The sequence below is a fragment of the Streptomyces sp. NBC_00012 genome, assembly GCF_045040875.1.
In the GTDB taxonomy this organism is placed as follows: Bacteria; Actinomycetota; Actinomycetes; order Streptomycetales; family Streptomycetaceae; genus Streptomyces.
The window spans coordinates 7,067,486-7,083,008 of record NZ_CP108309.1 but is presented as its reverse complement, the minus strand read 5'-3'; the positions used below and the strand labels follow the sequence as shown (position 1 = coordinate 7,083,008).

The 15,523-nt window shown below is 71.0% G+C and carries 16 protein-coding genes; 3 read left to right on the top strand and 13 right to left on the bottom strand.

Annotated features, from left to right (window positions below; all coding sequences use genetic code 11):
• Positions 1-15 precede the first annotated feature (15 nt).
• The 5 genes from cbiE to OHA19_RS32385 form a co-directional block, all read right to left on the bottom strand.
• A complete protein-coding gene (cbiE, locus tag OHA19_RS32405) occupies positions 16-1,254 on the bottom strand; it encodes a precorrin-6y C5,15-methyltransferase (decarboxylating) subunit CbiE (protein WP_405710845.1) in 1,239 nt (412 codons plus the stop codon).
• Between the two features lie 108 nt (positions 1,255-1,362).
• Positions 1,363-2,010 (bottom strand): GNAT family N-acetyltransferase, encoded by a 648-nt coding sequence (locus tag OHA19_RS32400; RefSeq protein WP_405710847.1) that lies wholly within the window; start codon positions 2,008-2,010, stop codon positions 1,363-1,365.
• A gap of 138 nt (positions 2,011-2,148) precedes the next feature.
• Entirely contained in the window at positions 2,149-3,015 is an 867-nt protein-coding gene (locus tag OHA19_RS32395; protein WP_405710850.1) for a MetQ/NlpA family ABC transporter substrate-binding protein, read from the bottom strand.
• Between the two features lie 97 nt (positions 3,016-3,112).
• Positions 3,113-3,784 carry a methionine ABC transporter permease gene (locus tag OHA19_RS32390; RefSeq protein ID WP_405710852.1) on the bottom strand — a complete coding sequence of 224 codons (672 nt, stop codon included), beginning with the start codon at positions 3,782-3,784 and terminating at the stop codon, positions 3,113-3,115.
• Positions 3,781-4,842, bottom strand: coding sequence for a methionine ABC transporter ATP-binding protein (locus OHA19_RS32385; protein WP_405710853.1), 1,062 nt, complete (start codon positions 4,840-4,842; stop codon positions 3,781-3,783). Before OHA19_RS32385 ends, OHA19_RS32390 begins: the two co-directional genes overlap by 4 nt.
• A gap of 646 nt (positions 4,843-5,488) precedes the next feature.
• Between OHA19_RS32385 and OHA19_RS32380 the strand changes: the two genes are divergently transcribed.
• A complete protein-coding gene (locus OHA19_RS32380; RefSeq protein WP_405710855.1) occupies positions 5,489-5,848 on the top strand; it encodes a hypothetical protein in 360 nt (119 codons plus the stop codon).
• A 2-nt stretch (positions 5,849-5,850) separates the two neighbouring features.
• Positions 5,851-6,288, top strand: a complete 438-nt coding sequence (locus OHA19_RS32375) for a hypothetical protein (RefSeq protein ID WP_405710857.1) — start codon at positions 5,851-5,853, stop codon at positions 6,286-6,288.
• A 45-nt stretch (positions 6,289-6,333) separates the two neighbouring features.
• On the opposite strand, the gene OHA19_RS32370 is transcribed toward OHA19_RS32375, so the two are convergent.
• The 3 genes from OHA19_RS32370 to OHA19_RS32360 form a co-directional block, all read right to left on the bottom strand.
• Positions 6,334-6,837 carry a GNAT family N-acetyltransferase gene (locus OHA19_RS32370; protein WP_351252418.1) on the bottom strand — a complete coding sequence of 168 codons (504 nt, stop codon included), beginning with the start codon at positions 6,835-6,837 and terminating at the stop codon, positions 6,334-6,336.
• A gap of 36 nt (positions 6,838-6,873) precedes the next feature.
• Positions 6,874-7,440 carry a sigma-70 family RNA polymerase sigma factor gene (locus tag OHA19_RS32365; RefSeq protein ID WP_405710859.1) on the bottom strand — a complete coding sequence of 189 codons (567 nt, stop codon included), beginning with the start codon at positions 7,438-7,440 and terminating at the stop codon, positions 6,874-6,876.
• A gap of 94 nt (positions 7,441-7,534) precedes the next feature.
• A complete protein-coding gene (locus OHA19_RS32360) occupies positions 7,535-8,713 on the bottom strand; it encodes a glycerophosphodiester phosphodiesterase (protein ID WP_405710861.1) in 1,179 nt (392 codons plus the stop codon).
• 234 nt (positions 8,714-8,947) lie between these two features.
• On the opposite strand from OHA19_RS32360, the gene OHA19_RS32355 reads away from it, so the two are divergent.
• Positions 8,948-9,619 (top strand): lysophospholipid acyltransferase family protein, encoded by a 672-nt coding sequence (locus OHA19_RS32355; RefSeq protein WP_385326612.1) that lies wholly within the window; start codon positions 8,948-8,950, stop codon positions 9,617-9,619.
• A 96-nt stretch (positions 9,620-9,715) separates the two neighbouring features.
• On the opposite strand, the gene OHA19_RS32350 is transcribed toward OHA19_RS32355, so the two are convergent.
• From OHA19_RS32350 to argH, 5 genes are all read right to left on the bottom strand, one after another.
• Positions 9,716-11,260, bottom strand: a complete 1,545-nt coding sequence (locus tag OHA19_RS32350) for an MFS transporter (RefSeq protein WP_405710862.1) — start codon at positions 11,258-11,260, stop codon at positions 9,716-9,718.
• Positions 11,257-11,808, bottom strand: coding sequence for a TetR/AcrR family transcriptional regulator (locus OHA19_RS32345; protein WP_405710864.1), 552 nt, complete (start codon positions 11,806-11,808; stop codon positions 11,257-11,259). The genes OHA19_RS32350 and OHA19_RS32345 overlap by 4 nt, the downstream gene beginning before the upstream one ends.
• A 111-nt stretch (positions 11,809-11,919) precedes the next feature.
• Positions 11,920-12,813 carry a sigma-70 family RNA polymerase sigma factor gene (locus OHA19_RS32340; protein ID WP_405752465.1) on the bottom strand — a complete coding sequence of 298 codons (894 nt, stop codon included), beginning with the start codon at positions 12,811-12,813 and terminating at the stop codon, positions 11,920-11,922.
• An 84-nt stretch (positions 12,814-12,897) separates the two neighbouring features.
• The gene (locus tag OHA19_RS32335) at positions 12,898-13,869 is read right to left on the bottom strand and encodes an aldo/keto reductase (RefSeq protein WP_405710867.1); all 972 of its coding nucleotides are present in this window, start codon (positions 13,867-13,869) and stop codon (positions 12,898-12,900) included.
• 110 nt (positions 13,870-13,979) lie between these two features.
• Complete coding sequence (gene argH / locus OHA19_RS32330) at positions 13,980-15,413, bottom strand: argininosuccinate lyase (RefSeq protein ID WP_405710869.1); 1,434 nt, start codon at positions 15,411-15,413, stop codon at positions 13,980-13,982.
• Between the last annotated feature and the right edge of the window lie 110 nt (positions 15,414-15,523).

Here is a 15,523-nt window from a genome sequence, read left to right as displayed (position 1 = left end):
TGTACGCCGACCGGGTCACGGGGCGAGGTCGGAACGCAGTGCCGACAAGAGAAACACGACCGAGCGTTCGCGCTCCGACCATGCTGCCGTGTCGAGTTCGACGGACTGGAGCAGCGAGCACCGGACCGTGTATCCGTTTCCGCCCAGGGCGGCGCCGAGCGCCTCGGCCTCGTCCCGCGTCGACGCATGGGTCACGATGCGTTCCGGCCGCCGTTCGGTGACGGCGGTGACGACGGGGACTCCGCCGCCGCCGATCCGAACGACATCGGGTTCCGGCAGCCGTTCCAGCACATGGGGGGCGCGGCCCTCGACCACCTGGAGCTGCACTCCGAACGCCCGTGCCGCCGCGGCGGTCCGGGCGCAGGCGGCCGGGTCGCTGTCGACCGCGAGGACCGCCGCACCGAAGCGGGCGGCCTCCACGGCCAGGGCACCGCTGCCGGAGCCGATGTCCCAGAGGAGGTCGCCGGTCCGGGGGCCGAGGCGGGCCAGCTGGGCGGCGCGCAGCCCCGGGGACTCGCCCTCGCCGCTCTCCGCGCCGGTCCCGGTGGCCTCGCCCGCGTACGCCTCGGCGGGCAGTGCCCAGCCGCGTACGTCGTGGGGGTGTGCGGAAAGGCCGCCCGCGATCCAGGCTCCGGCGGCCTGCGGTTCGGGTCCGCCGCCGATGACGACGACCACGTTGGGGTCACGCCAGACGTGGTCGGCGGCCTTGTCGGAGGTGACGACGGTGACCTGTTCGCGGCTGGTGCCGAGCTCCTCGCAGATGACGAAGGTGCGGTGGACGCCTTCGAGGAGCAGGGCGAGTTCGGCGGGGCCGGCGCCGGGCGAGGTGAGGACGGCGACCTTGTGGTGGGCTCGGCAGACGTTCACGGCGCGGCGCAGTGTGCGGGGGTGGGCCACGACCGTCCGGGCGTCCTCCCACGGCATTCCCGCGCGGGCGAAGGCGGCGGCGACCGAGGACACGGCCGGGACCACCTCGACCTCCAGCCCGTGTTCGGGTGCGCGGAGGTTGCGTACGACGCCGAAGAATCCCGGGTCCCCGTCGGCGAGGACCACGGCGCTGCCCCGGTGGCCGGCGATCCGGCGGGCGGCCAGGTCGATCGAGCCCAGGCGGATGCGTTCGGCGTTCGCCGGGACTTCGGGAAGTGCGAGGTGGTGGGCGGCTCCGGCGACGAGCGTGGCGGCCGAGAGGGCGGCCGTGGCCGCTCCGGTCAGTGGCGAGCCGTCCCAGCCGATCACGGTGACCCGATCGGCCATCTGTCGTCAGTCTCCTGGAGTCGTCGCAGGTTGGATGGTGGTGCTGGGTGGGCGCAGGGTGAGAGTACCCGGTCCGTACGAGCGTGGTGTCGGGGCCCCTTCGCGGGGTCAGTTCCAGTCGTTGTAGGCGCCGTAGCCGCCCGCGTCGGCGAGCTGTTCGGCGACGCCTTCGAGGTCCTCGGGAAGCAGGCCCCAGACGATCAGGTCGGTCCGGATGTCGGTCCAGCCCCCGTCCGTGCCGTTGTCGGTCCGGGTGCGCGCTATCCGGGCGTTGCGCAGGACGCCCTCGCTGATGCAGCCGAGCTTCTGGGCGACCTGCTGGGAGGCGGTGTTGTCGGCGGCGGTGCGCAGTTCGATGCGTTCGAAGCCCTGGTCGCGGAAGAGCCACTGGGCCAGGGCCAGCACGGATTCGGTGGCGTATCCCTCGCCGCGGGCCCAGGGGGCGGTGATGTAGGCGGCTTCGGTGGCGCGGGTGCGCCAGTCGGTGTTGCGGAGCCGGACCGAGCCGACCAGCCGCTGGGTGAGGAATTCGGTGACGGCGAGGACGATGCCGTCGCCCGTGGTGCGCTGGGCGGGTGCGATCCTGCGGATCCAGCGTTCGGCGTCGACCTGGGTGTAGGGGTGCGGGGCTTCGGTCCAGGCGATGACGAGTTCGTCGTTCATCATCTCGATGTATGCGGGGGCGTCCGCCATGTCGAAGGGGCGCAGCACCAACCGGTCCGTGCTGATGGAGATGTCCGGAAAGGTGGAAGTCATGCGCAGCTCCATACCGAAGACCGTTAAAGGCACAGCATGCAGCATCGGGCCGGTGCCGCGCATGGGCGGGTCCGCACGGCGGAGCCCCGCGCCCCCTTGTGGGTGCGCGGGGCTCGTCGGACAAATGCCCTGCCGGTGTCAGGACTTGGCGGCGGTGCCGAAGGCCGGGACGACCGAACCCTGGTAGGTGTCCTCGATGAACTTCTTGACCTCGTCGGAGTGCAGGAGCTTCACGAGCTTCTGGACGCGGGGGTCCTGCTCGTTGCCCTTCTTCACGGCGATGATGTTGGCGTAGGGGTTGCCGTCGGCCTTTTCGAGCGCCAGGGAGTCCTTGGCGGGCTTCAGGTCGGCCTCGATCGCGTAGTTGCCGTTGATGACGGCGGCATCGACGTCGTTCAGGGCGCGGGGCACGGTGGCGGCCTCCAGCTCCTTGAACTCCAGGCCCTTCTTGTCGGTGATGTCGCTCAGCTTGGCGCTGGTGCCGACGCCGTCCTTGAGGGTGATGAGGCCGTTCTCGGCGAGCAGCTGAAGCGCGCGGCCCTCGTTGGTGGTGTCGTTGGGGACGGCGATGGTCTGGCCGGCCTTGATGCCCTTGAGGTCCTTGACCTTCTTGGAGTAGAGGCCGAGGGGCTCCAGGTGGACGGTGCCGACGGAGACCAGGTGGGTGCTCTTCTTCTTGTTGAAGTCGTCCAGGTACGGCTGGTGCTGGAAGAAGTTGGCGTCGACCTGGCCGGTCTCGGTGGCGGTGTTCGGCAGGACGTAGTCCGTGAACTCCTTGACCTCCAGCTTGAGACCGGCCTTCTCGGCCAGGTTCTTCTTGACGAAGTCAAGGATGTCGGCGTGCGGCGTCGGGGACGCGGCGACGACGAGCGCCTTGGAGGTGTCGGCCTTGGCAGCGGTCTCGCTCTTGGCGCCCGGGTCGGACGAGGTGCCGCAGGCGGTGAGGCCGAGGGCGATGGCGGCGGTGGCGGCGGCAGCCGCGGTGATCTTGATGTTCTTACGCACGAAAAGTGCCTCTTTCTGGTGGTGATGGTGGTGCGCCCGGACAAGGAGTTCGGGCTTGTGAGCGGAGTGGAAGTCTCAGAGGCTGCCCGGCAGCCGCTCAGGTGGCGGCGCGGCCCCGGCGGGCCAGCAGGCGTATGGCCAGGTCGCCGATCAGCTGGATCACGGTCACGATGACGATCAGCACCGCGACGGTGATGAGCATGAACCGGTTGTCGAAGCGCTGGAATCCGTAGGTGACGGCCTTGGAGCCGAGCCCTTCGCCGCCGACCGCGCCGGCCATCGCGGAGTAACCGATGAGCACGATGACGGTGGTGGTGACGCCGGAGACGAGCGAGGGCAGCGCCTGCGGCAGCAGGACCTTGCGGACGATCGTCGGGATGGATCCGCCCATCGACTGGACGGCCTCGACGAGTCCGTGGTCGACCTCGCGGACGGCGGTCTCGACGAGCCGGGCGAAGAACGGGATGGCGCCGACGGAGAGCGGCACGATCATCGCGGACGGGCCGATGAAGGTGCCGACGACCCAGGTGGTGAAGGGGATCAGGGCGATCAGCAGGATGATGAACGGCAGCGAGCGGCCGATGTTCACGATCACGCCGATGACCTTGTTCACCGGGGCGTTCCGGAGCAGTCCGCCCTTGTCGGTGAGGACCAGCAGGACGCCGAGCGGCAGCCCCACGAGCACGGTGACGACCGTGGACCAGAGCACCATGTAGAGGGTGTCGATGGTCCCCTGGGTGAGCAGCGGCTGCATTTCGGACCAGGTCACTTCGCCACCTCCTTGGTGAGCGGGGCGGGGGTCTGTACGGGGATGGCGGGGCTGTCGTGCTCCACGACCTCGGCCTGGAGGCCCTGCTCGCGCAGGAAGCCGATCGGGACGACGTTCTCCTCGAAGCGGCCTGGCAGCTCGATGCGCATCCGGCCGATCTGCTTGCCGCCGACGGTGTCCATCGCGGCGCCCAGGATCGAGATGTCGATGTTGTACGTGCGGGAGAGCTGGGAGATCACCGGCCGGCCGGCGGCGTCGCCGTGGAAGGTGACGTCGACGACCGTGCTGTCGGGGCCGGAGGCCGCGCCGCCGACGGGGAACAGTTCGTGGGCCAGTTCGGAGCCGGGGGTGGCGAGCAGTTCGCCGACGGTGCCGGACTCGACGACGCGGCCCTTCTGCATCAGCGCGGCGGAGTCGCAGATCGTCTTGACGACGTCCATCTCGTGCGTGATGAGCAGGACGGTCAGGCCGAGCTGCTGGTTGAGGTCGCGCAGCAGCTGGAGGATGGAGCGGGTGGTCTCGGGGTCGAGTGCCGAGGTCGCCTCGTCGGAGAGCAGGACCTTGGGGTCCCCGGCGAGGGCGCGGGCGATGCCGACGCGCTGCTTCTGGCCGCCGGAGAGCTGGCCCGGGTACGCCTTGGCCTTGTCGGCGAGGCCGACCAGGTCGAGGAGTTCGAGGGCCTTGCGGGAGCGGTCCCGGCCCGGGACGCCGAGGATCTCCAGCGGGAGTTCGACGTTGGCCTGGACGGTGCGGGAGGCCAGCAGGTTGAAGTGCTGGAAGACCATGCCGATGCGGCTGCGCGCCTCGCGCAGCTCCTTGCCGGCCCGGTGGCCGCGCCCGGCGAGTGCGGTGAGGTCCTGGCCGGCCACGGTCACGGTGCCGGAGGTGGGGCGCTCCAGGAGGTTGATGCAGCGGATCAGGGAGGACTTGCCGGCGCCGCTCTGTCCGATGACGCCGTACACCTCGCCCTCGCGGACGTGCAGGTCGACGCCGTCCAGGGCGGTGACCTCACGGCCGCGCGACTGGTAGACCTTCGTGAGGCCCGAAGTGGTGATCACAGGGGTTTCCGTCACTGTCGAGTGCGCGGCGCGGTGGCCGCCGGGCACGGGGCATTCGTCTGATGAGCCTGTTTGGACGTTTCGATCGGACGTTCCAAGCTGGGGTCTCGGCACGGCTCCGGGCGGCGGGTGGCCGGGCAGCGGTGCTGGGGCAGGCTCGTTCCGCTGGATGCGGACGGCTCGGCTCGGTCTCGCTTCGGGGCGCGAGGATCGGGCGGGGGCCCTCAGAAGGTGCGCATTCGACACATACAACGAGCACCGGGCGTCGTGATCGCCTCGGTCGCAAGGATGCGGTTGCTCGTCGTGGTCATGGGCCAAGTAAAACAGACGTAACGTTCCGCCCGACCAGCCTGTCCGAATAGCGGACAGACGTGGATGGTGCGGTGAGACGGCTCCGCCGGTCGCCTTGGTTCCCGCTCCCACGGCCGTGACCTGCGCCGACAGGGTGGGGCGGCCGAGGAGAGGCGATCGGCGACGGCATCCGCGACCGGCCCGGAACGGTCACGCGCTGTGGCCAAGGCCACGACCCCCGCCCCGGGCACCGGTCCGCCCCGCACCGCTCCGGGGGCAGGGGCGCGGGGTGCGCTCGGGGAACAGGGACGGGGGCGCACGCAGGGGGCCGTTTGGTCCGTAATACCCTCACCACATGCTTGACGCCCTGACGGTCGCGGTCGCCGTGACCGCGCTCGCCCTCACCGCCTGGTGCGGATTCGCCGCATACCGGGACCAGCCGACCAAGGACTGGCACTTCATCGGGATGGCCGTGGTCTCGCTGCTGGCGCTGGCCCAGCTGGTGGTGGGAATCGTGCAGCTGTCCCGGGGCGAACGGCCCGATCAGGGCATGACGATCTTCATCGCGTATCTGATCGGGGCCTTCCTCGCGGTGCCCGCGGCCGGATTCCTCTCGCTGACCGAGCGGACCCGGTGGGGTTCGGTGACGGTGGCGGCGGGCGCGATCGTGCTGGCCGTACTCGAGGTACGGCTCTACGACATCTGGGGAAACTGACCGTGACCGACACCGATCGAACCCCCGCCGCGGCCACCGGCGAGAAGCAGCCCTTCGACCTCGGTACGGGTCCGGGCCGGGTACTGGTCTGGTTCTACGGGGTGTTCACCGTCGCCGCCGCCTCCCGCTCGATCGTCCAGATGATCCTGGACTTCGGCAAGGCACCGCTCGCCTATGTGCTGTCGGCCGTCGCCGCGCTGGTGTACGGGTTCATCACGTACTCGCTGGTGCGCGGGGGCGAGAAGGCGCGCAGGACAGCGCTGGTGTGCTGCGCGGCGGAGCTGCTGGGCGTGCTGGTCGTCGGGACCTGGACGATGGTGGAGCCCTCGGCGTTCGCGGACGCCACCGTCTGGTCCGACTTCGGCATGGGCTACCTGTTCATCCCGGTGATCCTGCCGATCACCGGGATGATGTGGCTGCGCCGGGCCAGGAACGCGTAGCCGGGGCCGGGGAGCTCGCCGCCGGCCGAGAAGCGCGTGGCCGGCTCAGGCGCTGGCGACGTACGCCGGTTTCGTGGCGTCCTTCTCCAGCAGGATCATCAGGACGCCGTCCCGGCCGGTCTCGTTGCCCACCGGGGCGTATCCCGCCCGCCGGTAGAGCCGCAGATTGCTCTCGCTGCGGTGGCCGGTGTGCAGCCGGAACAGGGTGGCCGACCGCTCGTCCGCGAGTCCCGCCTCCGCCGCCCGCAGCAGTCGGGCGCCGAGACCGTGCCCCTGGAGCCGGGGGTGGACGCAGAGCCTGCCGATCTCCCCCGCGCCGTCCTCGCCGACGGCCCCCCGGACCGAGCCCACCACCTCGTCGCCCAGCCGCGCCACGAACACCAGGTTCGTGGCGATCTCGGCGTGCAACGAGTCGAGGGTCTGGACGAGCGGGTCGATCCGGTAGTTCCCGTACAGCTCCGCCTCGCTCTGGAAGCAGAGGTACTGGAGTTTCAAGATCTGTTCGGCGTCCTGTGCCGTCGCCGCCGAGATGATCACGCTCATGCCCATCCGCGCATGCCTCCGCCCACCTGATCCACCGGTTGTCTAACGCTCCTTTCCCCGCAGTTCAGGAGCAGCAACCTCCGCCGCGAGCATTCTGCGCAGACATCCAAGGCAACGGGAACGGATCGGACCCAAACTCCCCTGTGACATACCCAACTTCCCTGCGATTTCCCGGTAGGTGGGATCGCCGGGCGCGAGCATCGCCCCCAGCAGCCGGGCGCACCTGCCGGGCAGCCGGTCCACCGCCGCGCGCAGCGCCCGGCGTTCGTCGGCACCGAGGGCGAGCCGCTCGGGGCAGCCGGCCGGATCGGCGGTGGTCTCGTCGCGGTAAGGGCGTTCGTGCCGGGTGGTGCGTCGGGCCCTGCGGGCCTCCGCCCGTACCGCGTCCCGCACCCAGCGCGCCGGGTCCACCGGTGGCCCCTCCCCCGCGAGCCGCTCCAGCAGCCGCAGCCAGACGGCCTGTTCGAGGTCGGCCGGTTCGACCGCCGCACCCGTCATCGAGGCTGCCGCCTCGGCCCTGGCCTCGGCGCTCACCAGCGGGTACAGCGCACGGACAACGGTCACGGGGGCGGGGGCGGGTCCCGCCGGAGCAAGATCGAGAAGCGTCATGCCCCGGCCGACGCGCCCGTGGCGGCGGCCGGTTGCCGTACCCGGCGAGCACCACCCGACCGGGGCAAGCCCCGGCCGGGTGCTGACGCGGGGGTCACTTCGCGTTGTGGTCCGCCGCGGCGAGCAGGGCGGTGTCCGGGTTGTCGGAGAAGATTCCGTCGATGCCCGTCGCGAAGTACGCCTGGAACGCGCCGAACGCGTCGCCGTAGGCGTTCGGGTCCGTGCCGCGCCGGAAGTCGGCGGGCAGGAAGCTGTTCTCGTTGCGCATGGTGTAGGGGTGCAGGACCAGGCCCTGCGCGTGCGCGTCCTTGACCAGGGTGGTCGGTGCGGTGAGCCGCCCCGAGGCGTCCTTGGGGATGACCAGGTCCAGGGTGGGGCCGATGCCCTGGGCGAAGGAGGCCATCCACTTCAGCCCCTCGGGCTTCACCAGGTCGGCGACGGTGCGCGGGTCGCCGGAGGTCACGAAGTCCCAGGGGCGCTCGCCCGCGCCGGAGAGCAGTACGACGCGCGGGGTCGCGACGAGCCGGGACAGCCGCTGGATGCTGCCGGGCTCGAAGGACTGGAGGATGAGCGGCGACTGCTGACGGTGCCGGTTGTAGCGGCGCAGCAGCTTGGCGAGCGGCTCTTCGAGGCCGAGGCCGAGGCCGCGGAAGTAGGTGGGGTGCTTGGTCTCGACGTACAGCCAGACGGGCTTTTGGCGCCTGCGGCCCTCCCGGTCGGCCCAGCGCAGCACCTCCTCGAAGGTGGGGATCTCCCAGCGGCCGTCGTAGAGCGTGTTCTTCTGACGGGTGCCGGGGATGCGCTCCTTGGCCCGCAGCGTCTTGAGTTCGGCGAGGGTGAAGTCCTCGGTGAACCAGCCGGTGAGGGAGACACCGTCGACCTTCTTGGTGGTCCTGCGGTTCGCGAACTCGGGGTGGTCGGCGACATCGGTGGTGGCGGTGATGTCGTTCTCGTGACGGCATACGAGATGGCCGTCACGGGTCGGCACCAGGTCCTGCTCGACTATGTGCGCGCCCATGTCGAGCGCCAGCTGGTAGGAGCCGAGGGTGTGCTCGGGCCGGTAGCCGCTGGTGCCGCGGTGTCCGATGACGGTGGGCACCGGCAGGTCGAGGCGGAAGCCGTGGCCGCCACGCCGTTCGGAGACACGGCCCGCGGTGCGGTCCGCGGCGTCGGCCGGGCCGCCGGCCAGTCCGAGGGTGGCGGTGCCCAGTACGGCGGCTCCCGCTCCCAGCATGGTTCTGCGACCGGGACCGGTCTGCGCGCGCTCAGTCATGAATGCTCCTCGCGTGTGATGTCAGGCACCTGTCGGACGGGGCCCGAGCGTAAGCAGCAGTACCGTCGTGGAGGCAGCCCCTGGACGAACATGGCGGAAACTCACGTCAACGCCACGTATCCGCTCCGTGAACCCGATGTGCGATCTGTGAGCGGCCGCGAGTATCGTCCTCACCTGCATGGACCGTCACGCTCCCGTACCTCGGCCGGCCCGGCCACTACACCGGAGGACCCGTTGTCCCGACACGCACTCATCAAGGCAGTGCTCGGACCGATCTTGCGCCTGATGTTCCGCCCCCAGGTGGAAGGTGTGGAGAACATTCCCGGGGACGGTCCGGTGATCCTCGCGGGCAACCATCTGACGTTCATCGATTCGATGATCATGCCGATCTGCTGCGACCGGCCGGTGTTCTACATCGGCAAGGACGAGTACGTGACGGGCAAGGGGATCAAGGGCCGGGCGATGGCCTGGTTCTTCACCGGCTGCGGCATGATCCCGGTGGACCGGGACGGCGGGCGCGGCGGTGTCGCGGCGCTGATGACGGGCCGTCGGGTGCTGGAGGAGGGCAAGGCGTTCGCCATCTACCCCGAGGGCACCCGCTCCCCCGACGGCCGCCTGTACCGGGGTCGTACGGGCATCGCCCGGCTGACGCTGATGACGGGCGCGCCGGTGGTGCCGTTCGCGATGATCGGCACGGACAAGCTCCAGCCCGGCGGGGCCGGCCTGCCGCGTCCCGGCAAGGTGACGGTCCGATTCGGTGAGCCGATGGAGTTCTCCCGGTACGAGGGCATGGACCGCGACCGCTATGTGCTGCGGGCGGTGACCGACTCCGTGATGGCCGAGGTGATGCGGCTGTCCGGTCAGGAGTACGTCGACATGTACGCCACGAAGGCCAAGGCCGCGTGAGCTGAGGCGCGACGCGCCGACAGCAGAACATGCGGAAGGGCCCGTACCACCGGGAAACCGGGGTACGGGCCCTTCCACGTGTCCGGGTCGCGGCGGCTACTGGTGCACGATGCCGTCCTCCAGCTTCTGACCGCGCAACAGGAACCAGGCGGCCGCGGCCGTCGCCAGCAGGACCGCCGCGCCGACACCCGCGGCGAGCCCCAGCCCCTCGACGAACGACTCCTGCGCCGCGGAGATCAGCGACTGTCCCTGCTGGGCCGGCAGTCCGTGGGCCGCCTCGACGGCGCCGCCGAGCGATTCGTGGGCCGCGGCCGAGGGGCCTGACGGGACCCCCTGGGGTGTGTCGAACTCCTGGTAGACACCGGTGACGATGGAGCCGAGCAGGGCGATACCGAGGGCCGCGCCGAGTTCGTACGCCGTCTCGGAGACCGCGCCGGCGGAGCCCGCCTGCTCCTTCGGGACGCTGGAGAGGATCACGTCGGAGGTGACGGTGAAGGCGAAGCCCGCGCCCACGCCGACGACGAGCAGCACCGCGCCGATGAGCGGGTAGGAGGTCTCCTTGTGGATCAGGGTGACCGCGGCGAGCGCCAGGCCGATCGCCGCGAGTCCGCCGCTCACCACCGAACGGACCGAGAAGCGGCGGGCCACCCGGCCCGCGATCAGACCGGCGACGACCGCGCCGACGGCCGCGGGCAGTTCGGCCAGCCCGGCCTCCAGCGGCCCGCGCCCCTGCACCAGTTGGAGGAACTGGGACAGGAAGAAGACCAGTCCGGACAGGCCGAGGATGGTCAGCAGGTCGGCGAGGACGGCGCCGGAGAAGCCCCGGTGGTGGAAGAGCCGCATGTCCAGCAGGGGCGCGGGCAGCGTGAGTTGCCTGCGTACGAACCAGCAGAGTGCTGCCACACCGCCGATGCCGGCGGCGATGTTCCCCGCGCTCGGGCCGTGCGCCGCCAGCTCCTTGATGGCGTACACGACGCCGATCATGCCGACGAAGGAGAGCGCGACGCTGGCCAGGTCCCAGGGGCCGTGGGCCGGGTTCCTGGACTCGGGGATCATCTTCGCGCCGACGACCACGAGGACCGCCATGACCGGCAGGTTGATCAGGAAGACCGAGCCCCACCAGAAGTGCTCCAGCAGCAGTCCACCGACCACGGGGCCGACGGCCGCTCCGGCGGAGGCCATCGCTCCCCAGATCCCGATGGCGAGGCTGCGCTCGCGCGGGTCGTGGAAGAGGTTCCGGATCAGGGCGAGCGTGGACGGCATCAGGGTGGCGCCCGCGACACCGAGCAGTGCCCTCGCCAGGATCATCATCTCGGGGGTGTGCGCGTAGGCATTGAGCACGGAGACCGCGCCGAACGCCGTCGCGCCGCACAGCAGCAGCTTCTTGCGGCCGATGCGGTCGCCGAGGCTGCCCATCGAGACCAGGAGGCCGGCGATGACGAAGGAGTAGACGTCGCCGATCCACAGCAGCTGAGTACCGGTCGGTTCGAGGTCCTCGGTGAGGAACGGGGTCGCCAGGCCGAGGACGGTGGCGTCGATCGCCACGAGCAGCACCGCGAGGACGAGCACGGCCAGGGCGATCCACCGCCCGGGACGGTGCAGTTCGTCCGGGGATGCCACGCGCTGTTCGATACGGCTCATTGCTCCACGCTCCGGCGTGCACCGCCGAGCAGCAACTCGACGATCATGTACTGGAAGTCCTGACTCGCGACCCGGCCGTCCTGGACTGCCCAGGCGCCGCTGGAGATGAGGCCGTAGAGCGCCTCGGTCAGCCAGGCGGGGGTGAGATCGATGCGGAACTCGCCGCGCTCCTGGCCCCGTCTGAACAAGGCGGAGACCCGGGCGTCGAGGCGGTTCCAGCCCTCGTTGACCTCTTCGCCCTCGAAGAGCTGGTTCTCGGTGACGAGGAAGGAGAGCAGGCCGGCGCTCGGCTCGACCGCCGCGACCAGACGGCGCAGTGCCTCCGGCGCGGCGCCCTCGTCGAGGGCGGCGGCGTCCAGAGCCGCTTCGAACTCCTGGATGCCCAGGTTCTCCAACGCTCTGACCAGGGCGTCCCGTCCGGCGAAGTGCCGGTGCAGGGTGGCGCGGCCGATGCCTGCGGCCTTGGCGACCTCGTCCATGGTGGCGGTGGATTTGCGGGTCAGCAGAGCGGCGGCGCTGCGCAGCACCTGTTCACGATCGAGACTCATGAGACAATTGTAGACCACATGAGACATGAATGTCTCAACTATCAACCGCAGGCCGGCGGTCGCGGCGCGGTGCGAACCGCTGCCCGCGCCGCGAGCCCCCGGCCGGCCCCGTCAGTCGCCGAGGACCGTCAGATCGAGGCCGGGCAGGCGGGACGGGTCGTCGATCACGGACATCTCGACGATTTTCCCCCGGGCGACCGTGAAGACCATGACCGCGAACCGCCGACCCTCGTGCGCGGCGATGACGGCCGGTTCGCCGTCGACCAGCGCATGCTGCGCCGACCGCGCGAACGGCGCGAACATCATCGCCTGACGGGCCACGGCCGCGGCACCACGCACCAGGCCCGGGGCACCGTCGGCACCGGCGTCGGACCGCACCACCACATCCGGATCGAGCACGGCCAGGAGGGCCTCGAATTCACCGTCACGGGCGGCCGCCAGGAAAGCGTTGACGACCTCGCGCTTACGGGCGAGGTCCGGGTCCGTAACCGGGCCCGCGCCCTGCACCCGGCGCCGTGCCCGGCTGGCGAGCTGCCGGGCCGCGGCCGGGGTGCGGTCCACGACACCGGCGATCTCGTCGAACGGCACGGCGAACATGTCGTGCAGCACGAAGGCGAGCCGCTCGGCGGGGTCGAGCGTTTCGAGCACCACGAGCATCGCGAGACCGACCGAGTCGGCCGTCAATGCCTGCTGCTCGGGGTCGGCCCCCGGCCGGCCACCGAGGTCCGGGCCGGGGGCCGGCTCCTCGGGCGCCCCCGTGCCGAGGGGCTCCTCACGGCGGGAGCGGCGGGAGCGGAGCAGGTCCAGGCACACCCGCCCGACGACCGTCGTCAGCCAGCCGCCCAGGTTCTCGATCGCCCGGTCGTCCGAACGGCTGAGCCGGATCCACGCCTCCTGGACGGCGTCCTCCGCCTCACTCGCCGAGCCGAGCATCCGGTAGGCCACGGCCTTCAGCCGGCCCCGGTTCTCCTCGAACCGCTCCGCCAGGAACTCATGTCCGTCCACAGTCACATTCCTCCGTCGTGTTCCGTCACAGCACTGACGGACGGAACCCCGCCGATGTGACGGACGGCCCGCGCCGCTCTCCGGTCAGCTCCAGGGCAGCCCGGCGCGGTGCCGCCAGTACGCCTCGGGCTCCTCCACCAGCGCGTCGAGCCGGGCGCGCCGCTCCTCGTCGAGATCGACGACGGCCGCGTGCAGGTTCCCGGCGAGCTGGCCGACGGTCGCCGCGCCGGAGAGCACCACCCCGGCCCAGGGCTGGTGCAGCACCAGGGCCAGGGCGACCGCGTCGCTGCCGAGACCGGCGTCGCCGGCGATCTCCCGGACCACGGCGGGGGCCTGGGTCCCGGCGAGCCGTCCGTTGGCCATGGCCTCCTTGACGATCACGGTGAGTCCGGCCGCATGGGCCTCGGCGAGCGCCGTGCCGGCCGAGGTCTCCAGGGCGTTGTAGGTCGCCTGCACCGTACGGAAGAGCGGCTCGCCGTCCACGGTGACGGTGAGGGCGGCCCGGATGGCGTCCGCCTGGGCGGGCCCGCTGGTGGAGAGGCCGACGCTGACCCCTTCGGCGGCGAGCGCGGCCAGCCGGGCGTGCAGTTCCTTGTCGGTGAGCGCCGGGCTGTCGGCGGTGACCGAGTGGATCTGGTACAGGTCGAGGCGGTCGCCGAGCAGCGCGTCGGTCTCGGCCCGCTGGCGCAGGAAGGCGGCGAGGCTGTGGTCCTTGACCTCGTGTGCCTCGGCGTCGACGCTCCAGCCGGCCGTGTAGGTGTAGCCCCACTTGCTGCCGATGACGACATCGTCCACCTCGGGGCGGGCCGTCAGCCACTCGGCCAGGAACTCCTCCGAGCGGCCGTAGGAGCGGGCCGCGTCGAAGTAGCGGACGCCCTGCGCGTAGGCGGCGTCGAGCAGCTCGTGGGTGCGTGCGCGCATCGCCTCGACGCTGCGGTCCCCGGGCAGATCGCGGTCGCGGTGGAGATTGATGTAGCCGGGCCTGCCGACCGCCGCCAGGCCGAGCCCGATGTGGGCGGTCGGAGTCGTCGCTGTGGCCAGCCGGGCGAAAGGCATCGTGGGCTCCTCCTCGGTCGGTGCGCTCCCGTCAACGTAACCCAGCGCACGGAAACCGGAAGGCGGGGAGCGTACGTACGCCCCCCGCCCGGGTGCCGCCCTCGTCGCGGTCAGTTCTTCGCGGTGGCCCACGCCTGCTGGACGTCGAGGTCGGCCTTCACCTCGGCGAGCTGGACGGCCACGGCCGACGGGGCCGTACCGCCGCGGCCGCTGCGGGACGCGAGCGCACCGGCCACGTCGAGGACCGTGCGGACCTCGGGGGTGAGGTGCTCGGAGATCTTGGCGAACTGCTCGTCGGTCAGCTCGTCGAGCTCGATGCCGTGCTGCTCGCACTCCTTGACGCACTCACCGGCGACCTCGTGGGCGACGCGGAACGGCACGCCCTGCTTGACCAGCCACTCGGCGATGTCGGTGGCGAGCGAGAAGCCGGCCGGGGCCAGCTCCTCCATGCGCGCGCGGTTCACGGTGAGCGTGGCCATCATGCCGGTGAAGGCGGGCAGCAGGACTTCCAGCTGGTCGCAGGAGTCGAAGACCGGCTCCTTGTCCTCCTGGAGGTCGCGGTTGTACGCGAGCGGGAGGGCCTTCAGCGTGGCCATCAGACCGGTCAGGTTGCCGATCAGCCGGCCGGACTTGCCACGGGCCAGCTCGGCGATGTCCGGGTTCTTCTTCTGCGGCATGATCGAGGAGCCGGTGGAGAAGGCGTCGTGCAGGGTGACGAAGGAGAACTCCTTCGTGTTCCAGATGATGATCTCCTCCGCGATCCTGGAGAGGTTCACACCGATCATCGCGGTGACGAAGGCGAACTCGGCGACGAAGTCGCGGGAGGCCGTTCCGTCGATGGAGTTGCCGACGGAGCCGTGCTCGAAGCCGAGGTCGGCGGCGACCGCCTCCGGGTCGAGACCGAGCGACGACCCGGCCAGCGCGCCGGAGCCGTACGGCGAGACGGCGGTCCGCTCGTCCCATTGGCGCAGCCGCTCCGCGTCTCGGGACAGGGACTGCGCGTGGGCCAGGACGTGGTGGGCGAAGAGCACCGGCTGGGCGTGCTGGAGGTGCGTACGGCCGGGCATCGCGACGTCCGGGTGCGCCTCGGCGAGGCCGACCAGCGCGCCCTGGAGGTCGGCGATCAGGCCGCCGATGATCCGGGCGTGGTCGCGCAGGTACATCCGGAAGAGCGTGGCGATCTGGTCGTTGCGGGACCGGCCGGCCCGCAGCTTGCCGCCGAGGTCGGGGCCGAGGCGTTCCAGCAGCCCGCGCTCCAGCGCGGTGTGGACGTCCTCGTCGGCGATGGTGCCGGTGAAGGAGCCGTCGGCGACATCGGCTTCGAGCTGGTCGAGGCCGGCGATCATGCGGCTCAGCTCGTCCTCGGTGAGCAGGCCCGCCTTGTTCAGCACGCGCGCGTGGGCGCGGGAACCGGCGATGTCGTACGGCGCGAGCCGCCAGTCGAAGTGGACGGAGGCGGACAGCTTGGCCAGCGCCTCGGCCGGACCGTCGGCGAAGCGGGCGCCCCAGAGACGTACGTCGCTGTTGCCGTTGCCGTTGCTCACTGCGTGCTCCTCGGAAGAACAGGGTGATGGGTGTGCGACCGCCTCCCCGCGCGGAGGGCCGGAGAGGCGGTGGCGTAACTACCGGGGGTCGGGCGAGGTCACGCTTCGCC

Bases quoted from the DNA above. Each gene is read 5' to 3' on its own strand.
- cbiE (WP_405710845.1), bottom strand. From the start codon at position 1,254: ATGGCCGATCGGGTCACCGTGATCGGCTGGGACGGCTCGCCACTGACC.
- OHA19_RS32400 (WP_405710847.1), bottom strand. From the start codon at position 2,010: ATGACTTCCACCTTTCCGGACATCTCCATCAGCACGGACCGGTTGGTG.
- OHA19_RS32380 (WP_405710855.1), top strand. From the start codon at position 5,489: ATGCTTGACGCCCTGACGGTCGCGGTCGCCGTGACCGCGCTCGCCCTC.
- OHA19_RS32370 (WP_351252418.1), bottom strand. From the start codon at position 6,837: ATGGGCATGAGCGTGATCATCTCGGCGGCGACGGCACAGGACGCCGAA.
- OHA19_RS32365 (WP_405710859.1), bottom strand. From the start codon at position 7,440: ATGACGCTTCTCGATCTTGCTCCGGCGGGACCCGCCCCCGCCCCCGTG.
- OHA19_RS32360 (WP_405710861.1), bottom strand. From the start codon at position 8,713: ATGACTGAGCGCGCGCAGACCGGTCCCGGTCGCAGAACCATGCTGGGA.
- OHA19_RS32350 (WP_405710862.1), bottom strand. From the start codon at position 11,260: ATGAGCCGTATCGAACAGCGCGTGGCATCCCCGGACGAACTGCACCGT.
- OHA19_RS32345 (WP_405710864.1), bottom strand. From the start codon at position 11,808: ATGAGTCTCGATCGTGAACAGGTGCTGCGCAGCGCCGCCGCTCTGCTG.
- OHA19_RS32335 (WP_405710867.1), bottom strand. From the start codon at position 13,869: ATGCCTTTCGCCCGGCTGGCCACAGCGACGACTCCGACCGCCCACATC.